Below are 24,182 nucleotides of genomic sequence, written 5' to 3'. Positions count from 1 at the left end.
CTCGCGTCCTACGCCCGCGGGGCCGGGTCGGACGTCTCGGAGGAGTCCGTCCCGTCCACTTGTGCTCCGGCTTCGTCCTCTCGGTCCTCCCGGCGCCCGGCGCCGAGCGACAGGGTGGCGAGGAAGCCGACGGCCAGGAATCCTGCGGCCGCGAACGCCGCGGAGCGGGTGCCGTCCGACAGGGCGATCCTGGCGTCCTCGGCGACCGTCGCGGTCGCCGGGTTCGCGTCGAGCCCGGCGATGGCGGCGCCCGAGCTGTCGACGACACTCGTCACGAGGGCGTCGCGCTGCGCGCTCGGTACACCGGCGTCCTCGAGTCGTCCGTCGAGGACCGACGCCGTGCTCACGAAGAGGATGGTCCCGAGGACGGCGATACCGAGTGCCGAGCCGATCTGCCTCGCCGTGCTCTGCGTCCCGGAGCCCTGGCCGCTCTGCTCGACGGGTACATCCTTCAGGACGACGCCCGTCAGCTGTGCGGTGGCGAGACCGACGCCGAAGCCGTAGACGAACAGGAACGGCACGATCGCGAACCATTCGGTCGCCGGCCCGACGACCAGCCCGATACCCGCGACACCGATGATCTCCGCGACGATGCCGACGCGGACGATCAGGACGGGTGCGACCCGGTTGCCGAACGCGCCGGCGAACCCGCTCGCGACGAAGGAACCGATCGCGAGGGCCAGGAGGATCAGACCGGTCTGCAGTGCGCTGTAGCCGAGGACGAACTGGAGCCAGATCGGCAGCGAGAGGATGATGCCGAACTCCCCCAGCGAGACGATGAGGGCGGCGATGTTGCCGTTCCGGAACGACGGCAGTGAGAACAGGGAGAACGCGATGATCGTGCTGCGCCCCTGGCGCATCCGGTGGCGTCCCCAGAGGACGAACGCGACACCTGCGACGACCGTGACCATGAGGGCCACAGGTACCGGGGAGAGGGTGAACGGCCAGGTCCAGTCCCCGATGACGAGCGGGGTGTCCGTGAGCCACCACCCGAGACTCCGGCCCTCGATGAGTCCGTAGACGAGGGACGCGCTCGTCAGGATCGACAGGACGGCGCCGACGGCGTCGATGCGGTCGGTCGCGGGTTCCCGCGACTCCGAGACGAACAGGAGCAGTCCGACGATGATGAGGACACCGAGCGGCACGTTGATCCCGAACGCCCAGCGCCAGGAGAAGTCGGTGGTGAGCCAGCCGCCGAGGAGCGGACCGACCGCCACCATGCCCCCGATCGTGGAGCCCCAGACCGCGAAGGCGATCGCACGGTCGCGGCCTCGGAAGGTCGCGTTGATGATGGAGAGGGTCGTCGGCAGGATCATCGCGCCGCCCACGCCTTGGATGACCCGGGACAGGATCAGGAGGTCGCCCGTCGGCGCGATGGCGGCGAAGACGGAGGCTCCGCCGAAGACCACGACGCCGATGAGCAGCATGCGACGACGGCCGAACCGGTCGGCGAGCGTGCCGAACACGATGAGCAGTGCGGCGAAGACGAGCGTGTAGGACTCCTGGACCCACTGCACCTGGGTCGAGGAGATCCCGAGGTCGTCGACGATCGACGGGATAGCCACGTTGACGATCGTCGAGTCGACGATGATGAGCGCGACGGCGATGCTGATGACGACGAGGCCGAACCATTTGCGACGGTCCGACGGCGAGCGCTCAGGCTTCGCGGAAGGCGTGGACTCCGTCATGCGCGGAAACGATCAGCTGGCTGCATATTCTGATTATGCGCCTTCTCGAGGCTGATGTCACACGGACATCCGGTGGTCAGACGAGGAGCGGCTGCAGCTGGTGCGAGCCGTCGAGCAAGAGGTCCAGGAGTGCGGCGGGGCGCTCGATCCGCTCACTGGGTGCCGAGAGCGACAGCCCCGCGACGAGACCGCCGCGGTCGTCCCGGATCGGGACCACGAGGCAACCGTGACCGGGCGTCACCTCACCCACCTGTCGTGCATACCCGAGTCGTTCGACGTCGCGGATCAACGGCTCGGCGTCCCGGAACGGCCGTTGGACGAGTCCTGACCAGTCGTATCCGCCATGAGCGAGCTCGTGCAGAAGGAGGCGCCCGATCGCGGAGGTGTCGAGGCGCCTGACGATCCGCTGCTCGTCACTCAACGGGAAGTCGGGATCCGCATCCGCGATCCTGATCCGATCGCCCTCGTACCGCACGAGGTGGACGCCTCCTCGGACGCTCGACCGCAATCGTCCGATCACCTCGCGCGCAGCGAGCGGGGGTGGGGCCGGAGCGACGAGATGGGCGAGCTCGACGACCTTCCGCCCGAGTGCGAATCCGCGCAGGTCGGGCATGCGGACGAGGTATTCGTCCTGGACGAGGAGGTTGAGGAGTCGGTAGGTGGTCGCCCTCGGCATGTCGAGTCCGGCTGAGACCTCCTGCGCCGTCACACCGGCACCGCATCGCGCGACCTCTTCGAGCACGGTGAGCGCGCTGTGCACGGCCTTCGGCTGTCGGGCGCGGAGCTCGCCCGCGCCGCTCACCGGTGCTCCGCGGACGGTCCGCCGAGCACGTCGGCGCTCACCGTCTCGTCGTAGACCCCCACGGTCGAACTCAGCCACGGTCGGCGTCGATGCCGGATCGCCCAGATCGTGATGCCGAGCGCCATCGTGACGAGGAACACCCAGACGCCCACGCCCCGTTCGCCGGTGCTCTCGACGACCAGGTAGACGACGAGCGCGACGGACAGCAGCACCCCGGCCACCACCGCGCGCAGGAGCGGCCAGAGCGTCAGTTCTCCGATCCGCCAGAGGAAGACGGGGGCTGCGATGCAGACGAGGACGTAGGCGGTGATGTACCCGGCCGCGGCCACGACGATGAGGACCTGCATGGCCGCCCAGGCTCCTCCGGTCAGCAGGAGCGCGAGCATCGAGACGGGCGTGACGATCGCCAGAGCCGTGATGATCGCCACATGGGGCGTTCGGAACCGGCCGTGCGTGGTCCCGAGGCGAGACGGGAGGACCCCTTCTCGACCCATCGAGAAGACGACCCGCGAGAACGCCGTGATGGAGGCGATCGCACAGGCGAGGAACGACGCCGCGACGGACAGGTCGAGCAGCAGTCCCATCCATTCGACCCCGGAGGCCAGCGCCAGGTCGTTGATGGGCGTCCGCGTCGCGGTGATGTCCTCCCCCAACGCCGCGAAGCCCGCCAGCTGACTGTACGAGGTGACGAGGAAGAGGAGACCCGCGCCGACGACGGTCCAGACCAGGGACCGTGGGATGCTCGCGAAGGGCCGGCGGGCTTCGACGCCCAGCGTCGAGGAGCTCTCGAATCCGACGAAGGCGGTCACGGCGAGGACCGATCCGACCGCGAGGTGTTCCGGGGAGGAGTCCAGCCCGAGCACCGCCCAGTCGGGCGTCGGTCCCAGCTGCGACAGGAGCACGCCCACGAGGATCAGGATGATCGCGACCGAGGCGCTCTCCACGATCAGGGTCACCCGGGTGGACAGGTGGATCCCGCGGACGAGCACGACGAGGCAGACCATGGCCATGCAGACGAGCAGTGCGGACACGACACCCGTCGAACTCGGCATGCCGGGCCAGAACCGGTGCAGCAGGATCGACAGGTAGTACCCGGCTCCGGCCAGGGCGAACATGGCGATGAAGCCGTACCCGATGAGCAGCGCGACGCCCGTGACGAAGGCCGCACCCGTTCCGAGCCCCTTGGAGACGAAGGTGTACAGCGAGCCGGTCGCGGCGATGCGCTTCGCGAACACGTTCACGGTGGTGGCGACGAGCAACGACAGCAGCATCGCGATGGCGAGCGACCACATGGTCGCCCCGCCCGCGGTCACGGTGACGATCAACGGGATCGTCGTCGCAGCGGCGGACGGCGCCACCGCCGAGACGGACTGGGCGAACACGTCGATGAACCCGACACTGCGCCGCTGGAGGCCGTCGACCGGTGACCGGGACTCGAGACCACGGACGCTCGGAGGATTGCTGATCGCGCGTTCCAGAGCCGTCACGTCCCTCACCTCCTCCTCGTCGTTCAGGCTAGGCGCGTCCCGTTGCACCGGCGTGGCGGGCGTGTTTCGGCTTCATGACCGTCAAATGAGACAGCGGTGTCGACCGGTCTCATTCGGTGCCGAGCAGGTGTTACGGCGACGAGACGAGGCGGCAACAGGAGACCGGGATGCTGGCCTCGTCCCGATACCGCCGCATTGCTCGAGGAGTGTCCATGACCGTCACGAAAGGTCCGGCCACCGATGCCGGACAGCCCACCCGGTCCCTGAAGGGATCGCTCGGCGTCACCGCCATCGTCTTCATGGTCGTCGCCGCGGCGTCGCCGTTGACGGTCGTCGGTGGAGCCGCACCGCTCGGCATCCTGCTCGGCAACGGGGTCGGCTTCCCGAGCATGTACGTCGTGTCCGCGGTGATCCTCCTGCTGTTCGCCGTCGGACTCTCGGCCATGACCCGGCATGTGCCCAAGCCGGGTGCCTTCTTCACCTTCGTCGGATACGGGCTCGGCAAACCGGCCGGTCTCGCGTCAGCATTCCTCGCCCTCCTGACCTACACGACCATCCAGGTGTCCGTGTACGGCTACATCGGCTACCTGTTGAGCGTGACCTTCGCCGGTCTCGGCGCTCCGGAGATCCCCTGGTACGTCTACTCGCTCGCGTCGATCACCGTGGTCGGTCTGCTCGGCTACCGCCACATCGACCTCAGCTCGAAGGTCCTCGGCGTCCTGCTCGTGGCGGAGGTCGGGATCGTCCTCGTCCTCGCCGGGGCGGTCATCGTGACCGGCGGTGCCGACGGGCTGTCGGCCGAGCCGTTCGTGCCCGAGCAGGTGTTCTCCGGGTCGCCCGGTGTCGGACTGATGTTCGCGATCGCGGCGTTCATCGGGTTCGAGGCGACCGCGATCTTCCGCGACGAGGCGAAGGACCCGTCCCGCACGATCCCACGGGCGACCTACATCGCGGTGATCGGGATCGGCCTGTTCTACACCCTCGCCTCCTGGGCGCTCGTCATGGCCTGGGGGCCGGACGACGTCCTCGCCGTGGCCGGTGAGGACCCGGGTGCGATGATCCTCCGCACCACGCTGCTCTACCTCGGTCCGGTCGGAGAGCTCGTCATCAACGTCCTCCTCATCACGAGCATGTTCGCCTGCGTCCTCTCCTTCCACAACGTCATCACCCGCTACCAGCACACGATGTCGAACGCCGGCGTCCTGCCGGGCCGGCTCGGCGGCGTCCACCCCAAGCACCTCTCGCCGCACACCTCGTCGCTCGTCCAGAGCGCAACCGCAGCGATCCTGATCGTCGTCTTCGCCGTGCTCGGTCTCGACCCCGTCCTGCAGGTGTTCACGTGGTTCGCCGGCGTCGCGACCCTCGCGATCGCGATCCTCATGGCGGTCACGAGCCTCGCGGTGATCGTGTACTTCGCTCGCACGAAGCAGGATCGGCGGCTGTGGAACACGGTCGTCGCTCCCGGCCTCGGGTTCATCGGACTCGTCGGTTCGGCCGTCGTGATCGTCGTCTACTTCCCGATGCTGGTGGGAGACGTGGATGCGGGCGGCAACCCCGTGTTCGGAACCGTGAGCGCCGTCCTCCTCGCCCTCATCGCGGTCTGCCCCGTCGTCGGCCTCGTGCAGGCCGCGTACCTGCGTCGTCGTCGCCCGGCCGCCTACGCCGACGTCATGGACGCCATCGGCGGTTGACCATCCGACCCTTCCCCTCGCCACCCGCGACCACCCGCATCACCGAACCAGGAGCATCACGATGACCATCACCGACCCCACCACCCTGCGCAGCGCCGACGGCGACGCCCCCGTCCAGCACCCGCTCGCCAGCCTGTCCGCACCCGAGTTCGACCGCATCCGCGACATCGTCACCGGCTTCGACGACTTCACCGAGACGACCCGGTTCGCCTACGTCGGCCTCGAGGAGCCCCACAAGCGGGCGGTGCTCGCCTGGCAGGCCGGCGACGGTCCACTGCCGGAACGCCTCGCCCGCGTGATGCTGCTCGACATGGCCACGGGTCGATCGACGGACAACGTGGTGTCCATCGACAGCGGGTCCCTGCTCAGCACGGTCGTGCTGGACGGCTCCCGCGGCCAACTGCCGATCCTCATCGAGGAGTTCGACGCCATCGCAGAGATCGTGGCGGAGGACGAGGGGTGGGTCGCCGCCCTCGCCGCCCGTGGCTGCACGGTCGACGAGGTGAAGGTCGTCCCGCTGTCGGCAGGCTTCTACGACTATCCCGAGGAGGTCGGGCGCCGGATCGTCCGGGTCCTCGCGTTCCGCCAGGACTACCCGGCCGACCACCCGTGGGCCCACCCCGTCGACGGGCTGAGCGCCTATGTCGACACCGCGGCGCGGCGGATCACCCGCCTCATCGACGCGACCGCCCTGGCGATCCCGGCGGAGCCCGGGAACTTCGACGACCCGGCGGTCCAGGGTGCTCCGCTCTCCTCGCTCAAGCCGATCGTCATCACCCAGCCGGAGGGTCCGAGCTTCCAGGTCGACGGCGAGTTCGTCGAGTGGGGCAATTGGCGGTTCCAGGTCGGGTTCGACGTCCGTGAGGGCCTCGTCCTCCGTCAGCTCTCGTTCGACGATGCCGGCGAGGAACGACCGATCATCTACCGGGCGTCGATCAACGAGATGCTGGTCCCCTACGGCGACCCCTCACCCGTGCGCTTCTGGCAGAACTACTTCGACACCGGCGAGTACCTGTTCGGCCGGTTCACGAACTCCTTGGCGCTCGGGTGCGACTGCGTGGGCGAGATCACCTACTTCGACGCGGTGCTCGCCGATGAACTCGGCAATCCGTTCACGATCGAGAACGGGATCTGCATGCACGAGGAGGACTTCGGCACCCTCTGGAAGCACTCCGACCTGTACACCGGCTCGAACGAGGTCCGGCGGTCGCGTCGGCTGGTCATCTCGTTCTTCACGACCGTCGGCAACTACGACTACGGGTTCTACTGGTACCTGTACCTCGACGGCACCATCGAGTGCGAGTCGAAGCTGACGGGCATCCTGTTCACCTCGGCGTACCCCGGGCTCGACGCGGAGGGCGCCGACTACCCGTACGCCTCGGAGGTCGCGCCCGGGCTCGGTGGGCCGTACCACCAGCACCTCTTCTCGGCCCGTCTGGACATGATGGTCGACGGTCTGTCGAACGCGGTCGAGGAGGTGGACGCGGTCCGGGTGCCGATCGGGCCCGGGAACGAGCACGGCAACGCGTTCACGAAGCGGGTCACGCGGCTCAGCACGGAAGCGGGGTCCGGACGCGTGGCGGACGGCTCGGCCGCTCGGGCCTGGCACATCGTCAACACGGAGAAGACGAACCGGATGGGACGCCCGACGGGGTACGTGCTGTACCCGCAGGAGTCGCCGACGCTCATGGCCGACGCGTCGTCGTCGATCGCCAAGCGGGCGGAGTTCGCGACGAAGCACCTCTTCGTGACGAAGTACGACCCGGCTGAACGATACGCGGCGGGCGACTTCGTCCACCAGAACCCGGGTGGCGACGGCATCACGCGGTTCATCGAGGGCGACGAGTCGATCGACGGCGAGGACATCGTGCTCTGGCACACCTTCGGACCGACGCACTTCCCCCGTCCAGAGGACTGGCCGGTGATGCCGGTGGACTACGCCCGGTTCACGCTCAAGCCCTACGGTTTCTTCGGCAAGAACCCGACCCTGAACGTCCCGCCGAACGAAGCGGTCGGGCACTGTTCGCACGACACCGGCGCCGCGCACGCGGGACACGGAGGTCACGACCAGGGCGCCGAGGAGCACTGTGGCCACGGGCACTAGGTCGCGGCGATGAGCGAGGTCCTCCACCTCGGGGCGCTCGTCCCGGCCGCCGTCGGCGCCTGTTGCACCGTCGGCGGCCGACGCGGACCCCTCGACCTCGTGGCCGCGATCGTCATGCTCGCGGCGATGCTCGACCTGGCGACCGGTGTCGGGATGCTGCATCCGTTGCTCTGGGCCGTCGTCCTGATCGTCCTCGCCGTCGCCTCGGCGGTCCGGCTTCGGTCCATCGCCGGACTGCCGGCTCCGGTCGACGACGCTGTGTCGCTCGCCGTCACGCGCCACCGTGCGGCGATGACCGTGCACACCTCAGGCGGTCTCGTCATCATGGCGGCGCTCGTGTGCACGATGGCGGGCCATGCCGCCGGGAGTATATATGCCGGATCGGGTATACACCCGGCAGGCCATCAGTTCGGAACCAGTGCCCTCCCCGCCATGCTCCTGGCGGGCGGCATGGCGGGGTTCGTCGCCCTGTCCACGCGGATCGCGGTCGAGGCGGCTCGACGGCGTGAGCGGGTCGTGGTCGTCGAGGTGGTGAGCATGACGGTCTCCGTCGTCGCCATGGGGCTCGCCGCGGCGCTGTGACCTGGGCGGCGGCGTCGATCTACTCGGCGTCGTCGCCCTCCCACGGCGGCCGGGCGACCTTGCCGGACATCCGCCATACCGCTCGGGTCAACTCGGGGTGCACACGGGCGATCTCACGGAGTACCTCGTACTCCAAGTGGTCCGCGTTGTCGCGGTGGTCCTGGGCGTCGTCGAGCGACGAGTACCCGGCGAGCCGCGCCATCGCGTGCTGGGCGGCCAGACCCCGGGCGTGCAGCGCGTCGTCCCGGAGGACGGCGACGACGAGCTCGTCGACCGTCGGCATCGAAGGCAGGAAGTCCCAGGGGTCCTCACCGTCGCGGGCGCGGTGCTCGATGATCACCTCGCGCTCGAGCTGTGCGTCGCGGCGCAACCTGGGGAGGTCGACGGCCTGCAGATCCACGTACCCTCCTCGCTCCGGCGCACCCCGCGGCGCGCACTCGGGTATCAAGGGTACGCCCGGTATCGGTGGACCATGCCGTCAAGGCGCAGCTCCCTCGCGGCCGAGGCTGGTACCGCAGGACCACCGATGTCGTCCGATCGGCGGATGCCGGGGTCGCATCAGGTCCATCCTCATGCGGATGTGGTCGGTGGCGGCGCTCCATAGCGTGGAGTGGGGCGGATCGCGCCCACTCCGCGACCGAGAGGCCCGTCCTTCCATGTCATTCCTCACGAGGCTCAGCCTCGCCAATCGACTGATCGTCGGCCTCATCACCGCGGCGATCGTGGCCTTCGGACTCTTCGCGGTCGGTTCGCTGAAGCAGGAACTCCTGCCGTCCGTGCAGCAGCCGGGTGCCGTCGTGGCCGCGACGTATCCTGGCGCATCGCCGTCGTCGGTGGAGCGCGAGGTCACGAAGCCCGTCGAGCAGGCGGTCCAGGGGGTCAAGGGCGTCACCGGCGTCACCTCGACGTCGGTCAGCGGTTCCACGTCCGTGCAGGTGAGCTGGGACTTCGGCCAGGACGACGAGAAGATCGTCGGCGACATCCGCAGCGCGCTCGCCGGACTGAAGAGCACCCTTCCGAACGACACGAGCACCGAGGTCTACGCCGGTGGGAGCGAGGACATCCCCGTGCTGCAGCTCGCGGTCGCGTCCGAGGACGAGTCCGGTGAGTTCGCGGGCAAGGTCGAGAGCACCGTGCTCCCCGCGCTCCGTGGGATCGCCGGCGTGCGTCAGGTCGATCTCGCCGGTGAGAACGCCACGCAGCTCGTCATCACGATGCGTCCGGCCGACCTCGCGGCCAAGAAGGTGACCGCGGAGGAGGTCATGGCGGCCGTCCAGGCGAGTGGTGCCGTGACGGCGGCCGGCACCAGTGTCGACGCCGGCAAGGAACTCTCGATCGAGGTCGGTTCCGCAGTCGGCTCCCTCAAGGAACTGCAGGCGCTCCCCATCCAGCATGAGGACGGCCCGTTCGCGCTCTCCGCCGTCGCGGACGTGGAGCTCGTGCCCGCAGCCGAGACCTCCATCGCCCGGGCGGACGGTCTCCCGTCGCTGTCGCTCACGATCCTCAAGGACCCGTCGGCCAACGCCGTCCAACTCGCCCACACCATCCGTGACGCCCTCCCCGGGCTGGAGCAGGAGCTCGGTTCGGGTGCGGCCTTCACCGTCGTCTTCGACCAGTCGCCGATGGTCGAGCAGTCCATCCACGACCTCTCCGTCGAGGGCGGGCTCGGGCTGTTGTTCGCGATCATCGTGATCCTCGTCTTCCTGCTGTCGATCCGGTCCACGATCATCACGGCCGTGTCGATCCCGCTCTCCCTCCTCATCGCGATGATCGGTCTGTGGATCGGCGACTATTCGCTCAACATCTTCACGCTCGCAGCGCTGACCGTCGCGGTCGGGCGGGTGGTCGACGACTCGATCGTGGTGATCGAGAACATCAAACGTCGGCACACCGGGCGCGTGATGACGACCACGAGTGTCGTCGAGGCGGTCCGCGAGGTCGCCGGGGCCGTTACTGCGTCGACGATCACGACCGTGGCCGTGTTCCTCCCGGTCGCCTTCGTCGGCGGGACGGTCGGCGAGCTCTTCCGACCGTTCGCCGTCACCGTGTCGGTCGCACTCATCGCGTCCCTCGTGGTGTCGCTCACGATCGTGCCGGTACTCGCCTACTGGTTCATGCGAGGCTCCTCCGCCCCGGCTGTGGGCACGGCCACCGACGACGCGGCCACCGAAGCGGCGTCCGTCGTCGAGGACGAGTCCGAGGCGTACTCGAAGCTCCAGCGCGCCTACCTGCCGGTCCTGCGCACCGCCCTGAAGCGTCCGGTCGTGACCCTGCTCGTGGCGGCGGTCGTGTTCGCCGGGACGATCGTCTCGGCCGGGTTCCTGAAGACCGACTACCTCGGCGACATCGGGGGCGAGAACACCGTCACGGTCACCCAGGAACTCCCCGAAGGGACGAGCCTCGACGTGACCAGTGACGCGGCCGCAGCCGTCGAAGCGGTCCTCGCGAAGACCGCCGGCGTCTCCGGGTACCTGACCACCGTCGGTGGGAACGGCTCGAGCAACACGGCACAGATCAGCGTGACCGTCGGTGAGGAGAGCTCACGCGAGGGCGTCGCCGACACCATCCGGAAGGCCGTGGCGAAGCTCGACGACGTCGGAGAGATCACCGTCGGTGACGCCGCAGGCGGATTCACCGGTGGCGGTGGCGGCATGGAGGTCACGCTGCAGGGTGAGGACCCCGTGGCGCTCGCCACAGCTGCGGCCGCGGTGCAGGACATGCTCGGCGGTACGAACGGCCTCCGCGATGCGACGAGCGACCTCGCCGACGAGCAGGGTCTACTCAAGGTGAACGTCGATCGCGCCGCCGCCGCCCGGTACGGCTTCACGCAGGAGCAGGTCGGCCAGGCCATCGCCAGTGCGCTCCGCGGCACGCCGATGGGTTCGGTCATCCTCGAGGGCTCGTCTCGCGACATCATCGTGCGGTCGCAGCGGGTCGGCACGACACCGGCCGAGATCGCCGCGCTCCCCCTTCCGGTCAGCGCGCTGCAGCAGGCCGCGGCACAGAAGGCCGCGACCGACGCCCTCACGGCCGAGCAGGACGAGGCCACCCAGCGCGCGAAGGACGAGGCGGCATCCCAGGCCGCGACCCAGCGCTCGGAACTCCAGGAGGCCCGCTCGACCGCGGCCTCGCAGCTCGACGCCCTGCGGGCTCAGCTGAGCGCGCTGCAAGCGGCTCCCGTCGAGGTGCCGCCGGTCACGCCCACGACCCCGGAGGAGGAGGCGGCACGACAGGCCTACGAGGCCCGCGCCGCCCAACTCGCCGGGCTGAGCGACGCGATATCCCAGCTCCAGGGCTCGATCACGACCATCGATGAGCAGCTGACCGCGATGCGGGACGCCGAGAGCGAGGCCGCTGAGCAGCAGGCGGAGGCGGACCGCCTCACCCAGGCGCAGAAGGACCTCGCCAACGTCAGCGCCGTCCCGATCCCGGTCAGCGCCGTCGCGCAGGTGGGCGAGGAACGTGCCGCCGCGGCGATCACGCGCATCGACGGCGTCCGGACCGTGACCGTGTCGGCGACGCCGACGGGTGACGACCTCAGTGCGACGACGCTCGCCGTCCGGGAGGGCCTCGACGGCCTGGACCTGCCGAGCGGGGTCACGGCCTCGGTCGGTGGTGTCGCCCAGGACCAGGAGGAGTCGTTCGCGCAGCTCGGCCTCGCGATGCTCATCGCGATCGTGCTCGTGTTCATCGTCATGGTGGCGACGTTCCGGAGCCTCCTGCAGCCGCTCATCCTGCTGGTCTCCGTGCCGTTCGCGGCGACCGGCGCGATCGCGGCTCTGCTCATCACGGGGACCCCGCTCGGTATCCCGTCGATGATCGGCCTCCTCATGCTCATCGGCATCGTCGTCACGAACGCGATCGTCCTCATCGACCTGGTCAACTCGTACCGGGCTCGGGGCGACGGCATCGACGACGCGGTCCTGCACGGGGCCCGACTCCGTCTGCGACCGATCATCATGACCGCCTGCGCGACCATCTTCGCGCTCGTGCCGATGTCGCTCGGCCTCACCGGCGGCGGGGTGTTCATCTCGCAGTCGCTCGCGATCGTCGTGATCGGCGGCCTGGTGTCGTCGACGCTCCTGACGCTCATCCTCGTGCCGGTGCTGTACCTGCTCCTGGAGCGCCGGACCGAGCGCCGTCTGGCGAAGCGCGAGCGGAAGCGCACGGCGAAGGCCGCGCAGCGCGAGGCCGAGGAGCACGACGAGCAGACCGATGAGGACCTCGACGCGATCCTCACCACGGATCGCTGACGGCGGCTGCAGGGTGGGCGGCTCGGCCCACCCCGCAGCTGGCACACTGGTGGGCGTGGACCAGCGACTGATCGACCTCCTCCGTTCCGACCTCGACGCGGCCGGGTACACGGTGGAACGGGTGCGCGGCCTCTGGGGTGAGACGGCCGAGGCCGCCCTGCACCGTTCCAACCGGGTCGTGGCGATCCGCTCACTCGACGAACGCCGCCGGACCGTGGGGGTGGAACCGATCGCGACGCTGGCGACGCTCTTCGTGCTCGGTGTCGCCGTGGAGGCCGATGACGCGACGCGGGCACTGCCGTCGCTCGGTCTCGACGGCGCGGTGGCGCTCGGTCTCGTCGGCCTGAGCGACGACGGATCCGTCGCCCCGGCCATCGATCTGCGGCCGTACGCCTGGGTCGACGCCAACGGGAGCGGTGCCTGGTGGATCGCCTCCGATCTCGGCGAACTCGCGCTGGGTCACGAGCTCGGCGAGGAGCACGTCCTCGGGGTCGGCGGCGCGTCGATGACCCTGAGCGGCATCATCCTCCCTGAGCGGATCGGAACGGCACTCGACCTCGGGACCGGGTGCGGCATCCAGGCGCTCCACCTGTCGCGGATCGCGGATCACGTGGTCGCGACGGACATCTCCGAACGAGCCCTCGAGCTCGCCGCACTCAACGCGCGGCTGAACGGCATCGACTCGATCGAATTCCGCCACGGCAGCATGTTCGAACCCGTCGCCGGCGAACGGTTCGACCGCATCGTCTCCAACCCGCCGTTCGTCATCACCCCGCGTGCCGAGGGCGTGCCGAGCTACGAGTACCGCGACGGCGGTCTCGTCGGCGATGCGCTCGTCGAGTCCGTGTTCCTCGAGGTCGCCCGGCATCTGACGCCCGGCGGGGTCGCGCAGTTCCTCGGGAACTGGGAGTACCGCGACGGCGCCGACGGGCTCGACCGCGTGGCCGGGTGGGTGGAGCGCAGTCCGGAACCGGTCGACGCCTGGGTCATCGAGCGCGAGGTGCAGGATCCGGCCGAATACGCGGAGACCTGGATCCGCGACGGTGGAACACGGCTCGGGACGCCGGAGTTCGAGCGCCTCGCGGGAGCCTGGCTCGACGACTTCGAGGCTCGGGCCGTGACCGGCGTCGGTTTCGGGTACGTGCTGCTCCGTCGATCGGACCCGTCCACTCCGCTGCGCCGCTTCGAGCGGCTGCACGGGCAGGCGGGCTCGAACTCCGCCGGGCTGGGTGCGCACCTCGCCGTGTGTCTCCTCACTCACGACTGGCAGGTGGCGCTCGACGACGACCAGCTGCTCGGTGAACGCGTCATCCTCGCGGGCGATGTCACCGAGGAGCGCCACTACTGGCCCGGGGACGAGGACCCGACGGCGATGACGCTGCGGCAGGGTGGCGGCTTGGCTCGCTCGGTGGGCATCGACACGGGCCTGGCGGGGCTCGTCGGGGCCTGCGACGGCGAGTTGACCCTGGGAGCCATCATCGACGCGATCGCCCAGCTCGTCGAGGTCGATGCGGCGGAACTCCGCGCCGAACTCCTCCCCCGGGTCCGCGCCCTGCTGGACGACGGCATCCTCCTGCCGAGCTCCTGAGGTGTTCAGGCACGCTGGCCCTACTCGCCGTGGAACCGTGCCTGGGCGATGAGGACGCCGTCGTCCGTGAGGCGGGAGACCAGTCGATGCTCCACAGCCCCGACCGGGTGCCGGTTCGGGCGGTCTTCCAGGTGATGGCGATAGTCTGCCGTGTCGGACAGACCGACGCCGCCGACGAAAGCGACCACCCTCCATGCCGGAGAGCCCACTCTCAGCCAGCCCGTACGAGGTGCTCGGCGTGAGCACGACGGCGACGCAGGACGAGCTCCGGAGGGCCTACCGACGGCTCATGCGCGAGACCCACCCCGACCTCGGCGGAAGCGCGCGGCAGTTCAACGCCGTCCAGCTCGCCTGGGAGCGCGTCGGAACCGAGCAGGACCGGGCCGCCTACGACCGCGGGCGCAACGTTCCGTCCTCCGACGCGGGCGACGACGACGCTCCGACCTGGTCGGCGTCGACCACTGGTCGGTCGGGTACGCAGCGCGCCGACTCACGCCCTCGCGCTCGTGCCTACGGACACCCCGGCGGAGACTCGCGGGAGGCCTACCTCGGGCTCATCCGGGAGTGGGTCGGCCGAGGTGTCCCACTCGACGACCCCTACGACCCGAAGCTCGTCCGCTCGGCTCCGCGCGAGATCCGGCACCAGTTGGCCAACGCGCTCGCCGAGGAGCAGACGGCGCGCACCGTGGCGACGCTCGGCATCGGATACACGGTCTGGCACGACGTCCTGGCGCCGGGCGAGGCGAAGCTCGACCACGTCGTCCTCGGCCCGACCGGCCTCTTCGCGGTCAAGTCGGAGGACTGGGGTGGGCCGGTCCGGGTGCACCGTGGAGAGGTCGTCGGGGAGACGCTCGATCCTCGTGAGGAGCCCGTCCGGTCGATTGTGCGCTCGGCTCGGACCGTCGCGAAGGCGGCCCGGGTGAAGTTCACGGCCTCCGTCATCGTCGTGCCGGACGGCGCCACCCCGGAGTCGGTGGAGTTCATCGGTCGCAAGCATCCGGTGACGGTCCTCGTCGAGCGCTCCCGCCTGGCCGACCTCCTCCGCACCGGTCTCCCGGGCGTCGACCGCATGGGCGGCAACCAGCTGTTCGACATCCGCACGCGCCTGCAGCAGACCATCCGCTTCGTCGGACTCTGACGCGCGGCCCGACACGGCGGGGGAGGAATCCCCTCCCGCCCCACTCGGGGACCTTGTGCCGTCGTGCTCCGGGCCCCAGCATCAGGGCATGACTTCTCCCGCAGGCTGGTATCCCGATCCCGAGCAGCCCGGCCGGCAACGATGGTGGACCGGAGTCGGCTGGGGTGGGCAACGCATGCCGGCGGCCGTGCCCGCTCCCCCGGTCGCAGTCCCTGCCGCTGTCCCTGCTGCTGCCGGGGCAACCCGGACGCGCCGCCTCGGTCCGCTCCACATCGTCCTGCTCAGCCTGGTCGGAGCACTGTTGCTCGTCAGCGCCGTCGGTGGCGCGTTCTGGGCGATGCTCGCACTCGTCGCCATCGTTGCCGTGGTCATCGGCGTGGTCGCGCTCGTCCGTGGTCGCGTCTCCTCCCTCGGGATCCGCAACCGCGGGATCGCGGCCGCCGTGATCGGTGCCGCCCTGTGCCTGGTCGTCGTGGGCGGAAGCGCCAACGCGGCCATCCACCCGGTCGGGCCCCGTCCGGCGGCGCTGTTGTCGGCTCCGGAGGGGACGTCCGTCGCCAAGCCGAGTGCCACGCCGACCCCCACCCCGACCGAGGTCGTCACCGAGGTGACCGAGGTGGTGGAGATCCCGTTCGCGGTGACCGAGGTGCAGGACCCGAACATCGACGTCGGTCAGGTCGTCGTGACGACGACGGGCGTCCCCGGGCAGCAGACGAACACCTACCGCGTCACCACGCGAGCCGGGGTCGAGATCGCTCGAGAGCTCGTCGCACAGCTCGTGTCGGTCCAACCGGTCGCGCAGGTGACGTCCGTCGGGACGCGGCAACCCGCTCCGCCGCCTCCCGCTCCCGTCGCCGATCCGGCCGGTGGAGGGTGTGACCCGAACTACGAGGGGCAGTGCGTTCCGATCGCCAGCGACGTCGACTGCGCCGGGGGAAGCGGCAACGGACCGGCGTACACGCCCGGTCCGGTGTACGTCGTCGGGAGCGACGTCTACGACCTCGATCGGGATGGTGACGGTATCGCCTGCGACGCCTGAGCAACCCCGTTCGCGTTCGGCGGAAGTCCGGGTCCGAGATGTGGAGCCGAGCGTATCGTCGCTGGCGAGGCGCTGGACGGTGCCTCGACGCTGACGGATTGGAGCGACGATGAGCGCAGCACTCAACGGCAAGCAGGTGGCCTTCCTGCTCACGGACGGCTACGAGGACAGTGAACTGACGAGCCCCTGGGAGGCGGTCACCGGAGCCGGAGCGACCGCCCGGCTGGTGTCTCCCGCCACCCAGGACGTGACCGGCAAGAACGGACACGTCCAGCCCGTCGATGTCGCGGTCGCCGAGGCCTCCTCCGACGACTATCACGCACTCGTGCTGCCCGGAGGCGTCGTCAACGCGGACGACCTCCGCGTGGACGAGACCTCGGTCGCCTTCGCGAAGGCGTTCTTCGAGCAGGGCAAGCCGGTCGGGGTGATCTGCCACGGCGCGTGGATCCTCATCGAGGCGGACGTCGTCCGTGGTCGTGAGCTCACGAGCTACCCGAGCCTCAAGACGGACCTGCGGAACGCGGGTGCATCCTGGGTGGACGAGGAGGTCGTCGTCGACCAGGGACTCGTCTCGAGCCGGACGCCCGACGACCTCCCGGCCTTCAACGCGAAGCTCGTCGAGGAGATCGGCGAAGGCGAGCACGAGGGCCAGCACGCCTGACTCCGGTCGCAACGCGACGCACGAACGCCCGGTCCTGGTGGACCGGGCGTTCGTCGGTGCGGGTCAGGCCCAGCCGCAGATCGCGCGGAGCAGCTCGAGCAACTTTCGGTAGAAGTCCATGAGACCACCTCCTCTCATATCAGATACTGAAATCAAACATCAGTCATCCTGACAGAGCTCAGGAGGTCGCACAGTCCCCGGAACGGCGGACACCGTGCGATCGCAAATCTCCCTCCGACACGCACGAACGCCCGACCCCTTGGAGGGGCCGGGCGTCCGAGTGCTGTGTGGAGGCGCTTACGCCTTCTTGTTGCGGGTCAGTGCGCCGTAGATGAGGAGCACGACGATCGATCCGCCGATGGCGAGGAGCCACGTCTGCAGCGAGAAGAACTCCTGCAGGTTCGCGCCGAAGAGGATGCCGCCGAGCCAGCCGCCGAGCAGTGCTCCGACGACGCCGAGCAGCAGCGTGATCAACCAGCCGCCGCCCTGGCGGCCCGGAAGGATCGCCTTGGCGATGGCGCCGGCGATGAGGCCGAGCAGCAGGAAGCCGAGAAAACTCATGATGTCTCCAAATGTGATTGCTGGATCGAACGGGGTGCCGGTCGACCGTGTTACCGCCCCCGCCGGTGGGCGGGGGCAGCCACTGTATCGCGAGGACTAGTGCTTGAACGCGTCCTTGACATTCTCGCCGGCCTTCTTGGCGTCGGCCTTCGTCTGGTCGGCCTTGCCCTCTGCGACCTTGCTGTCGTCGCCGGTGACCTTGCCCAAGGCTTCCTTCGCCTTGCCCGCGAGGTCCTCAGCTGCGTTCTGGATCTTGTCCGATGCACTCATGGCGTTCTCCTTCGTCTGCGTTGGAAACCGGTGATGATGTCCGGTCATCGGGTAAGACGCAGCTCGGCGGGTATTCGTCACGAAATCCGTCGAAGAACTTCCGGGACGCCGCCGGTGTCCGATCGAATGCGAGACTGGAGGTTCGTGTTCCGTCAGGCAGCGCCGCCGTCCAGACCCGCCAGGAGGTGAATCGCTTGAGGACAGCACCCCCTCGCTCGGGCTTCGCGCGCTTCCTGCGTGTCGTCCGCAACACGATGTTCTGGATCATCGGCGTGATCCTCGCCATCGCGTTGGTGATCTTCGTCTGGTTGCAGCTGACCCCGTGGCCGGGCTCGATGGTCATCCGCATGGCGTTCGACGAGCGGGCGAAGGTCGTGCAATCCGACCTCGTGAAGTACGTCCCCGACGGTGTCGACGTCCGACAGGACATCCCGTACCGCTCCGGCGACGCGGACGCGCTGCTCGACGTCTACACGCCCGACGGGGTGCGCGGCAGTGGTGCCGCCCTCCCGACGATCGTGTGGGTGCACGGTGGAGCGTGGATCTCCGGTAGCAAGGAACTCATCTCCAACTACATGCGCGTGCTGGCCGGCGAGGGGTACACCGCGATCGCGGTCGAATACACGATCGCGCCCGAGGGTCAGTACCCGTTGCCCATCGAGCAGGTCGCCGACTCGCTCGGCTACCTCGACGCCAACGCTCGCGCGCTCAACGTGGATTCGTCCAAGCTCATCCTCGCCGGCGACTCCGCCGGTGCCCAGATCGCCGCCCAGGTCGCGAACGTGGTCACGAGCTCCGAGTACGCCAGCTCCATCAAGGTCGAATCGCCGATCGAACCGGAGCAGCTCGCCGGGGTGGTCCTCGCCTGCGGGGCCTACGACCTCAGCCTGGTCAACGCCGAAGGCAGCTTCGGGTGGTTCCTCGACACGGTGCTGTGGTCGTACTTCGGAGCGCGCGACTACAAGACCCGGCCGGAGGTGGCGTCCGCGTCCGTCGTCGACTATCTGACGGCGAAGTATCCACCGACGTACATCACGGTCGGCAACTGGGATCCGCTCTACCCGCAGTCGGTCGAGTTCAAGGCGAAGCTCCAGGGCCTCGGTGTGGACGTGCAATCGATGATCTTCAACCCGGACTTCCGGCCAGGGCTCGAGCACGAGTACCAGTTCCTGCTCAACGACCAGGGCCGGTTCAACCTCCAGCGCATGGACGCCTTCATCGACGGCGTCACCGACACGAGCCTGCCGTTCGGGCAGCAGGGTCCGCCCGTCCGCTGAACGACCCGCTTCAGGGGAGGCGGATGCGGTCGCCGTCCTCGACGAGACGACCGTGAAGCACCGCCTGGGCGAGCGTCAGGTCGAGCCATCGTCGAGCGGTCTCACCGAGGCGACCGTAGCCGAGCACCGACGCCGCCTGCATCGGCAGCTGCTCGCTGTCGACCTCGTGCTCGGGGCTCGCGGTGATCACGAGCTCCATGGCGTTGCAGATCTCCGCGGGACTGATGTCGGTGACCGCGCGGTGGTCACGGTGCACGACCCGGCGGACGCCTCGCCACGTGACGACGTCGAGTCCGGTGGGCCAGGCGAAGCCGTTCTGGACGACGAACGCCTCCGTCACCAGCGCTGACAGCTCGGTGCGCGACTCCTCGGACGGTCGGTCGACGCCGAAGCGCCGGGCCACGATGGTCACGAGTCGCGGGACGGCGATCGGGCCCTCGGTCGTGAGGATCGCCGACGCGACGCGGGTTACGGCGGCCTTCGTCAGCTCGAGGTTGTCGAGGACGGACGCCGGGCCGATGACGGAGTCGTCGGCGAGCTCGAAATCGGTGATGGCGACGCTCAGGGGGACGACCGGGGCCGACGCGGTGACGGGGAGGGCGACCGGGTCGACCAGGCCGGTCGTGGACCGGTCCCGGGCTGATGCTGCCCCGTCGACGTCCGGGCCGGCGACGGGTGTCCGGGGTGCGTTCGCCTCGCGGTCGTCCAGCGGCTCCGAGCCGGTGGATTGCTGCGCAGGGGGCGTCGGCGTCGTCCGCGGCGCGGGATCCGGCGTGCGCCGTGGCGAGTGGTCCGCTGCGGACTCGGCGTCGTCCGTGTCCGGTGTGGCCGGCGTCGAGGGGTCCTCCGAGAGCGCACGTTCAGCGCGTTCGCGCCAGGCCTTCGGGAGCCATGTCGACTTCGCGACGAAGCCGTTCCACCCGCGACTCACGGTGCCACGCTCCGCTCGGGACGCGGGCTGGCAGAGCGACGATGCCCTGCTGGGTGGGTCGTCGAGGTCAGAGGTGGCACCTCCACAGGATAGACCGCGGCGGACGTGCGCTCAGCTCGCCGTCTGTCGACGCGCCTCGCGTCGGCGCTCGCGTTCGAGGTCGGCGGCTGCAGCCTCGGCGGGCGTCGGCGCCGTTCCGCCCAGGGCGCGAGGTTGCCACCACGCCCCGGTCCCGTCGACGGGATAGTCGCGTTGCAGTTCGTCGACCATGCCCTGCAGGCGGTCGCGGAGCTGCTCGGTGCTCGTTCCGACGTCGTCGCCGGGCGCGACGATGATCGGCTCGCCGAACGAGAAGTGCACGGGGACCCCGAACCGCTCGCGGAAGCCGACCCGGTGGTTCTTCGTCAGGAGGCGATGACCGCCCCAGACCGCGACGGGGATGATCGGCACGCCGGCCTCCTGCGCGAGGCGGACCGCGCCCGACTTGAGGTCGCGGACGGTGAACGAGGCGCTGACGCCGGCCTCGGGGAAGACCCCGACGAGCTCGCCGCTGCGGAGCGCTGCGACGGCGTCGGCATAGGCGGCCGCGCCGGCGCGCATGTCGACCGCGATGTGCCGCATGCTCCGGAGGAGGCGGCCCACGACGGGCTGGTCGAAGGCGCCCTGCTTGGCCATGAAGCGGATACGGCGGCGGTTGTGGAGCACGGTGGCCCACTCGACGAGTGCGAACTCGAGGTACCCGAAGTGGGTCATCGCGATCACCGCGCCACCCTCGTCGGGCAGGTGTTCGATGCCGGTGGTGTGACGGCGCAGACGCCAGAAGCCGAAGAGGGAGCGACCGACACCGACAGCGGCGTCGTACACGGGCTCGATGCGGCGTCTCATGGCGACACCGTACGACAGCGACCTGGGGAAGTGCCGGGGTGGACACCTGGGGAAGGAGCGGGCTAGGGGCGCCTCGGGAACCCTTCTCCGGCGGTCCTCACGCCCGATACGATCGCAGGATGACGGTGACGCAGACGGGCCGCTCCCGCGGCAGCTACGCCAAGACGGCGGCAAGACGTCGGGAGATCCTCGAGGCGGGGATGGACGTCTTCGCCGAGCAGGGGTTCCGCAGTGGATCGCTCCGTGAGGTCGCGGAGCGCGTGGGCATGAGCCAGGCCGGCCTCCTCCACCACTTCTCGACCAAGAACGACCTGCTCGCCGCGATCCTCGACTTCCGGGACGACCGGGATCGCGAGGAGTCCGGCATCGAGATCGGGAGCGGCATCGAAGGCATCCGCGGGCTCCTCCGCCTCGTCGAGCACAACATGCGCGTCCCCGGTCTCGTCGAGCTCCACTGCGTGCTGTCCGCCGAGGCGACCTCACCGGACCACCCGGCGCACGAGCACTTCGTCCGGCGGTACAGCTGGTTGATCGACGGGATGACCGTCTCCTTCGAGGTGATGGCGCGCGAGGGCCAGCTGGTGGCCGGCGTCGAGCCCGCGAGCGCGGCACGCATGCTCATCGCGATGATGGACGGTCTCCAGCTGCAGTGGCTGCTCGATCGTGATTCGGTGGACATGGCCGAGGAGACCCGACGTTCGCTGCGGCCGCTGTTGACCGTCGAGCTGTAGCACGGCACTCCCCCGGCCGTGATCGGGATCTCTCCACATCCGGCGGTGTCCACCGGTCCATCACTCATATCTGATATTAGAGTTGGAGTGGCTGCGGGACAACGCGGAGGGGAAGTCCTTATTTTGACTAATTCAAAACAACTCGGTACGGTGGCTGCATGAACGGATCGGAGGTGGAGTCGGCGGCGTTCGACTTCAACACGAAGATCCGGGCAGCCGGGCTGCGGGTGACAACGGGACGCCTCGCCGTCCTCGAGATCCTCGCCCGGACACCGCACGCCGACGTGGAGCAGGTGGTCGCGTCCTTGAAGCCGCGAGCCCCGCAAACCTCCCCACAGGCCGTGTACAGCGTGCTCAACGCCTTCGTCGCGGCCGGCCTCGTGCGCAGGATTGAACCGGACGGCCATCCCGGCCGGTACGAGCTGCGCGTCGACGACAACCACCATCACCTGGTGTGCAGCTCATGCGGCGCCGTGGTCGACGTCGACTGCACGCAGGGTGCGGCACCATGCATGCACCCCGACGACACGGCTGGGTACGTCATCGACACGGCCGAGATCACGTTCTGGGGAGTATGCCCCGCGTGCCAGGCGGATGTCGCCTGACACCGTTCCACAGACCACTCGACGGCACCTCCATGCCGATCGTCAGCTGACACCGACAAGGTGGCAGTGCTGAATCCATCCGACCGTCCGACCAGCCCCACCCTCGAGGAGAGACATGTCCGAGACCAGCTACACCACCACCAACAGCGGAGCACCCGTCGCGAGCGACGAGCATTCGCAGAGCGTCGGCGCAGACGGAGCGATCGCGCTCCACGACCACTACCTGGTCGAGAAGCTCGCGCAGTTCAACCGCGAACGAGTGCCGGAGCGCGTCGTCCACGCCAAGGGCGGCGGTGCGTTCGGACGGTTCGTCACGACCGGCGATGTCTCCCAGTTCACGCGCGCCGCGCTGTTCCAGCCGGGCGTCGAGACCGAGATGCTCGCACGCTTCTCCACCGTCGCCGGTGAGCAGGGCAGCCCCGACACCTGGCGCGACCCCCGTGGCTTCGCGCTGAAGTTCTACACGAGCGAGGGCAACTACGACCTCGTCGGCAACAACACGCCGGTGTTCTTCATCCGCGACGGCATCAAGTTCCCCGACTTCATCCGCTCGCAGAAGCGTCTCCCGGGCTCGCACCTGCGCGACCACGACATGCAGTGGGACTTCTGGACGCTCTCCCCCGAGAGCGCGCACCAGGTCACCTGGCTCATGGGCGACCGCGGTCTGCCGGGCTCCTGGCGCCACATGGACGGCTTCGGGTCGCACACCTACCAGTGGGTCAACGCCGCAGGCGAGCGGTTCTGGGTGAAGTACCACTTCAAGACCGACCAGGGCATCGAGATCCTCACGCAGGACCAGGCCGACCAGATCGCCGGCGAGGACGCCGACTTCCACATCCGCGACCTCTCCGAGGCCATCACGCGAGGGGAGCACCCGAGCTGGACGCTCTCCGTGCAGGTCATGCCCTACGCCGACGCCGCAGGCTACCGCTTCAACCCGTTCGACCTCACCAAGGTCTGGCCGCACAGCGACTACCCGCTCATCGAGGTCGGCAAGATGACCCTCGACCGCAACCCGGAGAACTACTTCGCGCAGATCGAGCAGGCGACCTTCGCGCCGTCGAACTTCGTCCCCGGAATCGCTGCGAGCCCCGACAAGATGCTCCTGGCCCGCATCTTCAGCTACGCGGACGCACACCGATACCGCGTGGGCACCAACCACGCACAGTTGCCGGTCAACGCGCCGCACGCGCCGGTGCACACGTACTCGAAGGAAGGCGCCATGCGCTACACCTTCAACGACGCGGACGCGCCGGTCTACGCACCCAACTCGGTCGGTGGCGCCCACGCCGACCCTGCGCGTGCCGCTGAATCCAACGGCTGGCAGTCCGACGGCGAGCTCGTGCGGGCAGCCGCGACGCTGCACGCCGAGGACGACGACTTCGGCCAGGCCGGGACCCTCGTGCGCGAGGTGCTCGACGACGCCGCCCGCGACCGTCTCGTCGGCAACATCATCGGCCACGTCTCGAAGGTGACGCGCCCCGAGCTCCGTGCGCGGGTCATCGCCTACTGGACCGCCGTCGACGGCACGCTGGGCGCGCGCGTCGCAGCCGGCCTCCCGCCGCTCGTCTAGAGCTCACCGCCGAACACGCGGAAACGGTCGCCATCCTTCGCGGATGGCGACCGTTTCTGCGATCTCGTGGGCTCAGACGCCCATCGGGCCGCCACCACGGCGCGGAACGCCGCCGGTGCCTTCGGCCAGGCCTCTCGCGCGTTCGCGCACGACCTCCGCGTCGTTGTCGTGCGAATGGTGTTCGTCGGCCGAGCGCGCGGCGCGGTCTCGCCGTGACACGTACCAGACGGCCGCGATCGCCAGGAGGACGAGCGCGGCGAGGATGACGATGGTGCCGATGTCCATGTGATGCTCCTCTCCTCGTCCATCGACCCTA

22 protein-coding genes are annotated in these 24,182 nt (G+C 69.2%); 12 read left to right on the top strand and 10 right to left on the bottom strand.

All coding sequences use genetic code 11. The features are described 5' to 3' along the window. Positions 1–8: 8 nt before the first annotated feature. The 3 genes from IFU30_RS00860 to IFU30_RS00850 form a co-directional block, all read right to left on the bottom strand. On the bottom strand, positions 9–1,688 hold the full coding sequence (locus tag IFU30_RS00860; protein WP_192003994.1) for a DHA2 family efflux MFS transporter permease subunit: 1,680 nt from the start codon (positions 1,686–1,688) through the stop codon (positions 9–11). A 76-nt stretch (positions 1,689–1,764) separates the two neighbouring features. Further along, positions 1,765–2,490, bottom strand: a complete 726-nt coding sequence (locus tag IFU30_RS00855; protein WP_124767826.1) for an IclR family transcriptional regulator — start codon at positions 2,488–2,490, stop codon at positions 1,765–1,767. Next, positions 2,487–3,977 carry an amino acid permease gene (locus IFU30_RS00850; RefSeq protein ID WP_192003993.1) on the bottom strand — a complete coding sequence of 497 codons (1,491 nt, stop codon included), beginning with the start codon at positions 3,975–3,977 and terminating at the stop codon, positions 2,487–2,489. The genes IFU30_RS00855 and IFU30_RS00850 overlap by 4 nt, the downstream gene beginning before the upstream one ends. A 212-nt stretch (positions 3,978–4,189) precedes the next feature. Here IFU30_RS00850 and IFU30_RS00845 point away from each other — a divergent pair, with 212 nt between their 5' ends. The 3 genes from IFU30_RS00845 to IFU30_RS00835 all read left to right on the top strand — a co-directional run bounded on the left by IFU30_RS00845 (position 4,190) and on the right by IFU30_RS00835 (position 8,354). Beyond that, positions 4,190–5,668: an APC family permease gene (locus IFU30_RS00845; protein ID WP_192003992.1), complete on the top strand. Its 1,479-nt coding sequence runs from the start codon at positions 4,190–4,192 to the stop codon at positions 5,666–5,668. Positions 5,669–5,729: 61 nt separating this feature from the next. Beyond that, on the top strand, positions 5,730–7,772 hold the full coding sequence (locus IFU30_RS00840; RefSeq protein ID WP_192003991.1) for a primary-amine oxidase: 2,043 nt from the start codon (positions 5,730–5,732) through the stop codon (positions 7,770–7,772). Positions 7,773–7,781: 9 nt separating this feature from the next. After that, positions 7,782–8,354 carry a hypothetical protein gene (locus IFU30_RS00835; RefSeq protein ID WP_192003990.1) on the top strand — a complete coding sequence of 191 codons (573 nt, stop codon included), beginning with the start codon at positions 7,782–7,784 and terminating at the stop codon, positions 8,352–8,354. Positions 8,355–8,373: 19 nt separating this feature from the next. On the opposite strand, the gene IFU30_RS00830 is transcribed toward IFU30_RS00835, so the two are convergent. Further along, complete coding sequence (locus IFU30_RS00830; protein WP_064294055.1) at positions 8,374–8,754, bottom strand: hypothetical protein; 381 nt, start codon at positions 8,752–8,754, stop codon at positions 8,374–8,376. A 256-nt stretch (positions 8,755–9,010) separates the two neighbouring features. Between IFU30_RS00830 and IFU30_RS20175 the strand changes: the two genes are divergently transcribed. Beyond that, complete coding sequence (locus IFU30_RS20175; protein WP_249404619.1) at positions 9,011–12,607, top strand: efflux RND transporter permease subunit; 3,597 nt, start codon at positions 9,011–9,013, stop codon at positions 12,605–12,607. Further along, positions 12,570–14,195, top strand: a complete 1,626-nt coding sequence (locus IFU30_RS00820; protein WP_192003989.1) for a DUF7059 domain-containing protein — start codon at positions 12,570–12,572, stop codon at positions 14,193–14,195. Before IFU30_RS20175 ends, IFU30_RS00820 begins: the two co-directional genes overlap by 38 nt. Positions 14,196–14,215: 20 nt before the next feature. On the opposite strand, the gene IFU30_RS00815 is transcribed toward IFU30_RS00820, so the two are convergent. Then, positions 14,216–14,383 (bottom strand): hypothetical protein, encoded by a 168-nt coding sequence (locus IFU30_RS00815; RefSeq protein WP_192003988.1) that lies wholly within the window; start codon positions 14,381–14,383, stop codon positions 14,216–14,218. Between the two features lie 5 nt (positions 14,384–14,388). On the opposite strand from IFU30_RS00815, the gene IFU30_RS00810 reads away from it, so the two are divergent. The 3 genes from IFU30_RS00810 (at position 14,389) to IFU30_RS00800 (ending at position 17,033) form a co-directional block, all read left to right on the top strand. Further along, positions 14,389–15,333 (top strand): J domain-containing protein, encoded by a 945-nt coding sequence (locus IFU30_RS00810; RefSeq protein WP_079704305.1) that lies wholly within the window; start codon positions 14,389–14,391, stop codon positions 15,331–15,333. Between the two features lie 88 nt (positions 15,334–15,421). Further along, on the top strand, positions 15,422–16,372 hold the full coding sequence (locus IFU30_RS00805; protein ID WP_192003987.1) for a G5 domain-containing protein: 951 nt from the start codon (positions 15,422–15,424) through the stop codon (positions 16,370–16,372). A gap of 109 nt (positions 16,373–16,481) precedes the next feature. Continuing rightward, the gene (locus IFU30_RS00800) at positions 16,482–17,033 is read left to right on the top strand and encodes a type 1 glutamine amidotransferase domain-containing protein (protein WP_124767818.1); all 552 of its coding nucleotides are present in this window, start codon (positions 16,482–16,484) and stop codon (positions 17,031–17,033) included. A gap of 297 nt (positions 17,034–17,330) precedes the next feature. Here the strand turns inward: IFU30_RS00800 and IFU30_RS00795 are convergent, their stop codons facing one another. Next, a complete protein-coding gene (locus IFU30_RS00795) occupies positions 17,331–17,594 on the bottom strand; it encodes a GlsB/YeaQ/YmgE family stress response membrane protein (RefSeq protein WP_079003747.1) in 264 nt (87 codons plus the stop codon). A gap of 96 nt (positions 17,595–17,690) precedes the next feature. Further along, positions 17,691–17,864, bottom strand: a complete 174-nt coding sequence (locus IFU30_RS00790) for a CsbD family protein (protein ID WP_064294062.1) — start codon at positions 17,862–17,864, stop codon at positions 17,691–17,693. 194 nt (positions 17,865–18,058) lie between these two features. On the opposite strand from IFU30_RS00790, the gene IFU30_RS00785 reads away from it, so the two are divergent. Next, a complete protein-coding gene (locus IFU30_RS00785; RefSeq protein WP_161578587.1) occupies positions 18,059–19,141 on the top strand; it encodes an alpha/beta hydrolase in 1,083 nt (360 codons plus the stop codon). A gap of 10 nt (positions 19,142–19,151) precedes the next feature. Here IFU30_RS00785 and IFU30_RS00780 read toward each other — a convergent pair whose 3' ends face one another. Both IFU30_RS00780 and IFU30_RS00775 read right to left on the bottom strand, forming a co-directional pair. Then, entirely contained in the window at positions 19,152–20,072 is a 921-nt protein-coding gene (locus tag IFU30_RS00780) for a hypothetical protein (RefSeq protein ID WP_192003986.1), read from the bottom strand. Between the two features lie 111 nt (positions 20,073–20,183). Further along, positions 20,184–20,957: a lysophospholipid acyltransferase family protein gene (locus tag IFU30_RS00775; RefSeq protein WP_192003985.1), complete on the bottom strand. Its 774-nt coding sequence runs from the start codon at positions 20,955–20,957 to the stop codon at positions 20,184–20,186. A gap of 119 nt (positions 20,958–21,076) precedes the next feature. On the opposite strand from IFU30_RS00775, the gene IFU30_RS00770 reads away from it, so the two are divergent. The 3 genes from IFU30_RS00770 to IFU30_RS00760 all read left to right on the top strand — a co-directional run bounded on the left by IFU30_RS00770 (position 21,077) and on the right by IFU30_RS00760 (position 23,866). Further along, on the top strand, positions 21,077–21,688 hold the full coding sequence (locus IFU30_RS00770; protein WP_064294065.1) for a TetR/AcrR family transcriptional regulator: 612 nt from the start codon (positions 21,077–21,079) through the stop codon (positions 21,686–21,688). A gap of 158 nt (positions 21,689–21,846) precedes the next feature. Further along, positions 21,847–22,293: a Fur family transcriptional regulator gene (locus tag IFU30_RS00765; protein WP_192003984.1), complete on the top strand. Its 447-nt coding sequence runs from the start codon at positions 21,847–21,849 to the stop codon at positions 22,291–22,293. A 115-nt stretch (positions 22,294–22,408) separates the two neighbouring features. Further along, positions 22,409–23,866 (top strand): catalase, encoded by a 1,458-nt coding sequence (locus IFU30_RS00760; protein WP_079704299.1) that lies wholly within the window; start codon positions 22,409–22,411, stop codon positions 23,864–23,866. 72 nt (positions 23,867–23,938) lie between these two features. Here the strand turns inward: IFU30_RS00760 and IFU30_RS00755 are convergent, their stop codons facing one another. Then, positions 23,939–24,151, bottom strand: coding sequence for a hypothetical protein (locus tag IFU30_RS00755; RefSeq protein ID WP_192003983.1), 213 nt, complete (start codon positions 24,149–24,151; stop codon positions 23,939–23,941). Positions 24,152–24,182: the final 31 nt, after the last annotated feature.

The organism is Plantibacter sp. CFBP 8798 (assembly GCF_014841195.1).
GTDB classification, from domain to species: Bacteria; Actinomycetota; Actinomycetes; order Actinomycetales; family Microbacteriaceae; genus Plantibacter; species Plantibacter auratus.
This window is presented reverse-complemented; position numbering and strand designations above follow the sequence as displayed.

What these genes read in the sequence shown, in the direction of transcription:
- IFU30_RS00800 (WP_124767818.1), top strand. Translation starts at nt 16,482, where the DNA reads ATGAGCGCAGCACTCAACGGCAAGCAGGTGGCCTTCCTGCTCACGGAC.
- IFU30_RS00835 (WP_192003990.1), top strand. Translation starts at nt 7,782, where the DNA reads ATGAGCGAGGTCCTCCACCTCGGGGCGCTCGTCCCGGCCGCCGTCGGC.
- IFU30_RS00770 (WP_064294065.1), top strand. Translation starts at nt 21,077, where the DNA reads ATGACGGTGACGCAGACGGGCCGCTCCCGCGGCAGCTACGCCAAGACG.
- IFU30_RS00795 (WP_079003747.1), bottom strand. Translation starts at nt 17,594, where the DNA reads ATGAGTTTTCTCGGCTTCCTGCTGCTCGGCCTCATCGCCGGCGCCATC.
- IFU30_RS00845 (WP_192003992.1), top strand. Translation starts at nt 4,190, where the DNA reads ATGACCGTCACGAAAGGTCCGGCCACCGATGCCGGACAGCCCACCCGG.
- IFU30_RS00820 (WP_192003989.1), top strand. Translation starts at nt 12,570, where the DNA reads ATGAGGACCTCGACGCGATCCTCACCACGGATCGCTGACGGCGGCTGC.
- IFU30_RS00775 (WP_192003985.1), bottom strand. Translation starts at nt 20,957, where the DNA reads ATGAGACGCCGCATCGAGCCCGTGTACGACGCCGCTGTCGGTGTCGGT.
- IFU30_RS00760 (WP_079704299.1), top strand. Translation starts at nt 22,409, where the DNA reads ATGTCCGAGACCAGCTACACCACCACCAACAGCGGAGCACCCGTCGCG.
- IFU30_RS00840 (WP_192003991.1), top strand. Translation starts at nt 5,730, where the DNA reads ATGACCATCACCGACCCCACCACCCTGCGCAGCGCCGACGGCGACGCC.
- IFU30_RS00755 (WP_192003983.1), bottom strand. Translation starts at nt 24,151, where the DNA reads ATGGACATCGGCACCATCGTCATCCTCGCCGCGCTCGTCCTCCTGGCG.
- IFU30_RS00765 (WP_192003984.1), top strand. Translation starts at nt 21,847, where the DNA reads ATGAACGGATCGGAGGTGGAGTCGGCGGCGTTCGACTTCAACACGAAG.
- IFU30_RS00860 (WP_192003994.1), bottom strand. Translation starts at nt 1,688, where the DNA reads ATGACGGAGTCCACGCCTTCCGCGAAGCCTGAGCGCTCGCCGTCGGAC.
- IFU30_RS00810 (WP_079704305.1), top strand. Translation starts at nt 14,389, where the DNA reads ATGCCGGAGAGCCCACTCTCAGCCAGCCCGTACGAGGTGCTCGGCGTG.
- IFU30_RS00805 (WP_192003987.1), top strand. Translation starts at nt 15,422, where the DNA reads ATGACTTCTCCCGCAGGCTGGTATCCCGATCCCGAGCAGCCCGGCCGG.
- IFU30_RS20175 (WP_249404619.1), top strand. Translation starts at nt 9,011, where the DNA reads ATGTCATTCCTCACGAGGCTCAGCCTCGCCAATCGACTGATCGTCGGC.
- IFU30_RS00790 (WP_064294062.1), bottom strand. Translation starts at nt 17,864, where the DNA reads ATGAGTGCATCGGACAAGATCCAGAACGCAGCTGAGGACCTCGCGGGC.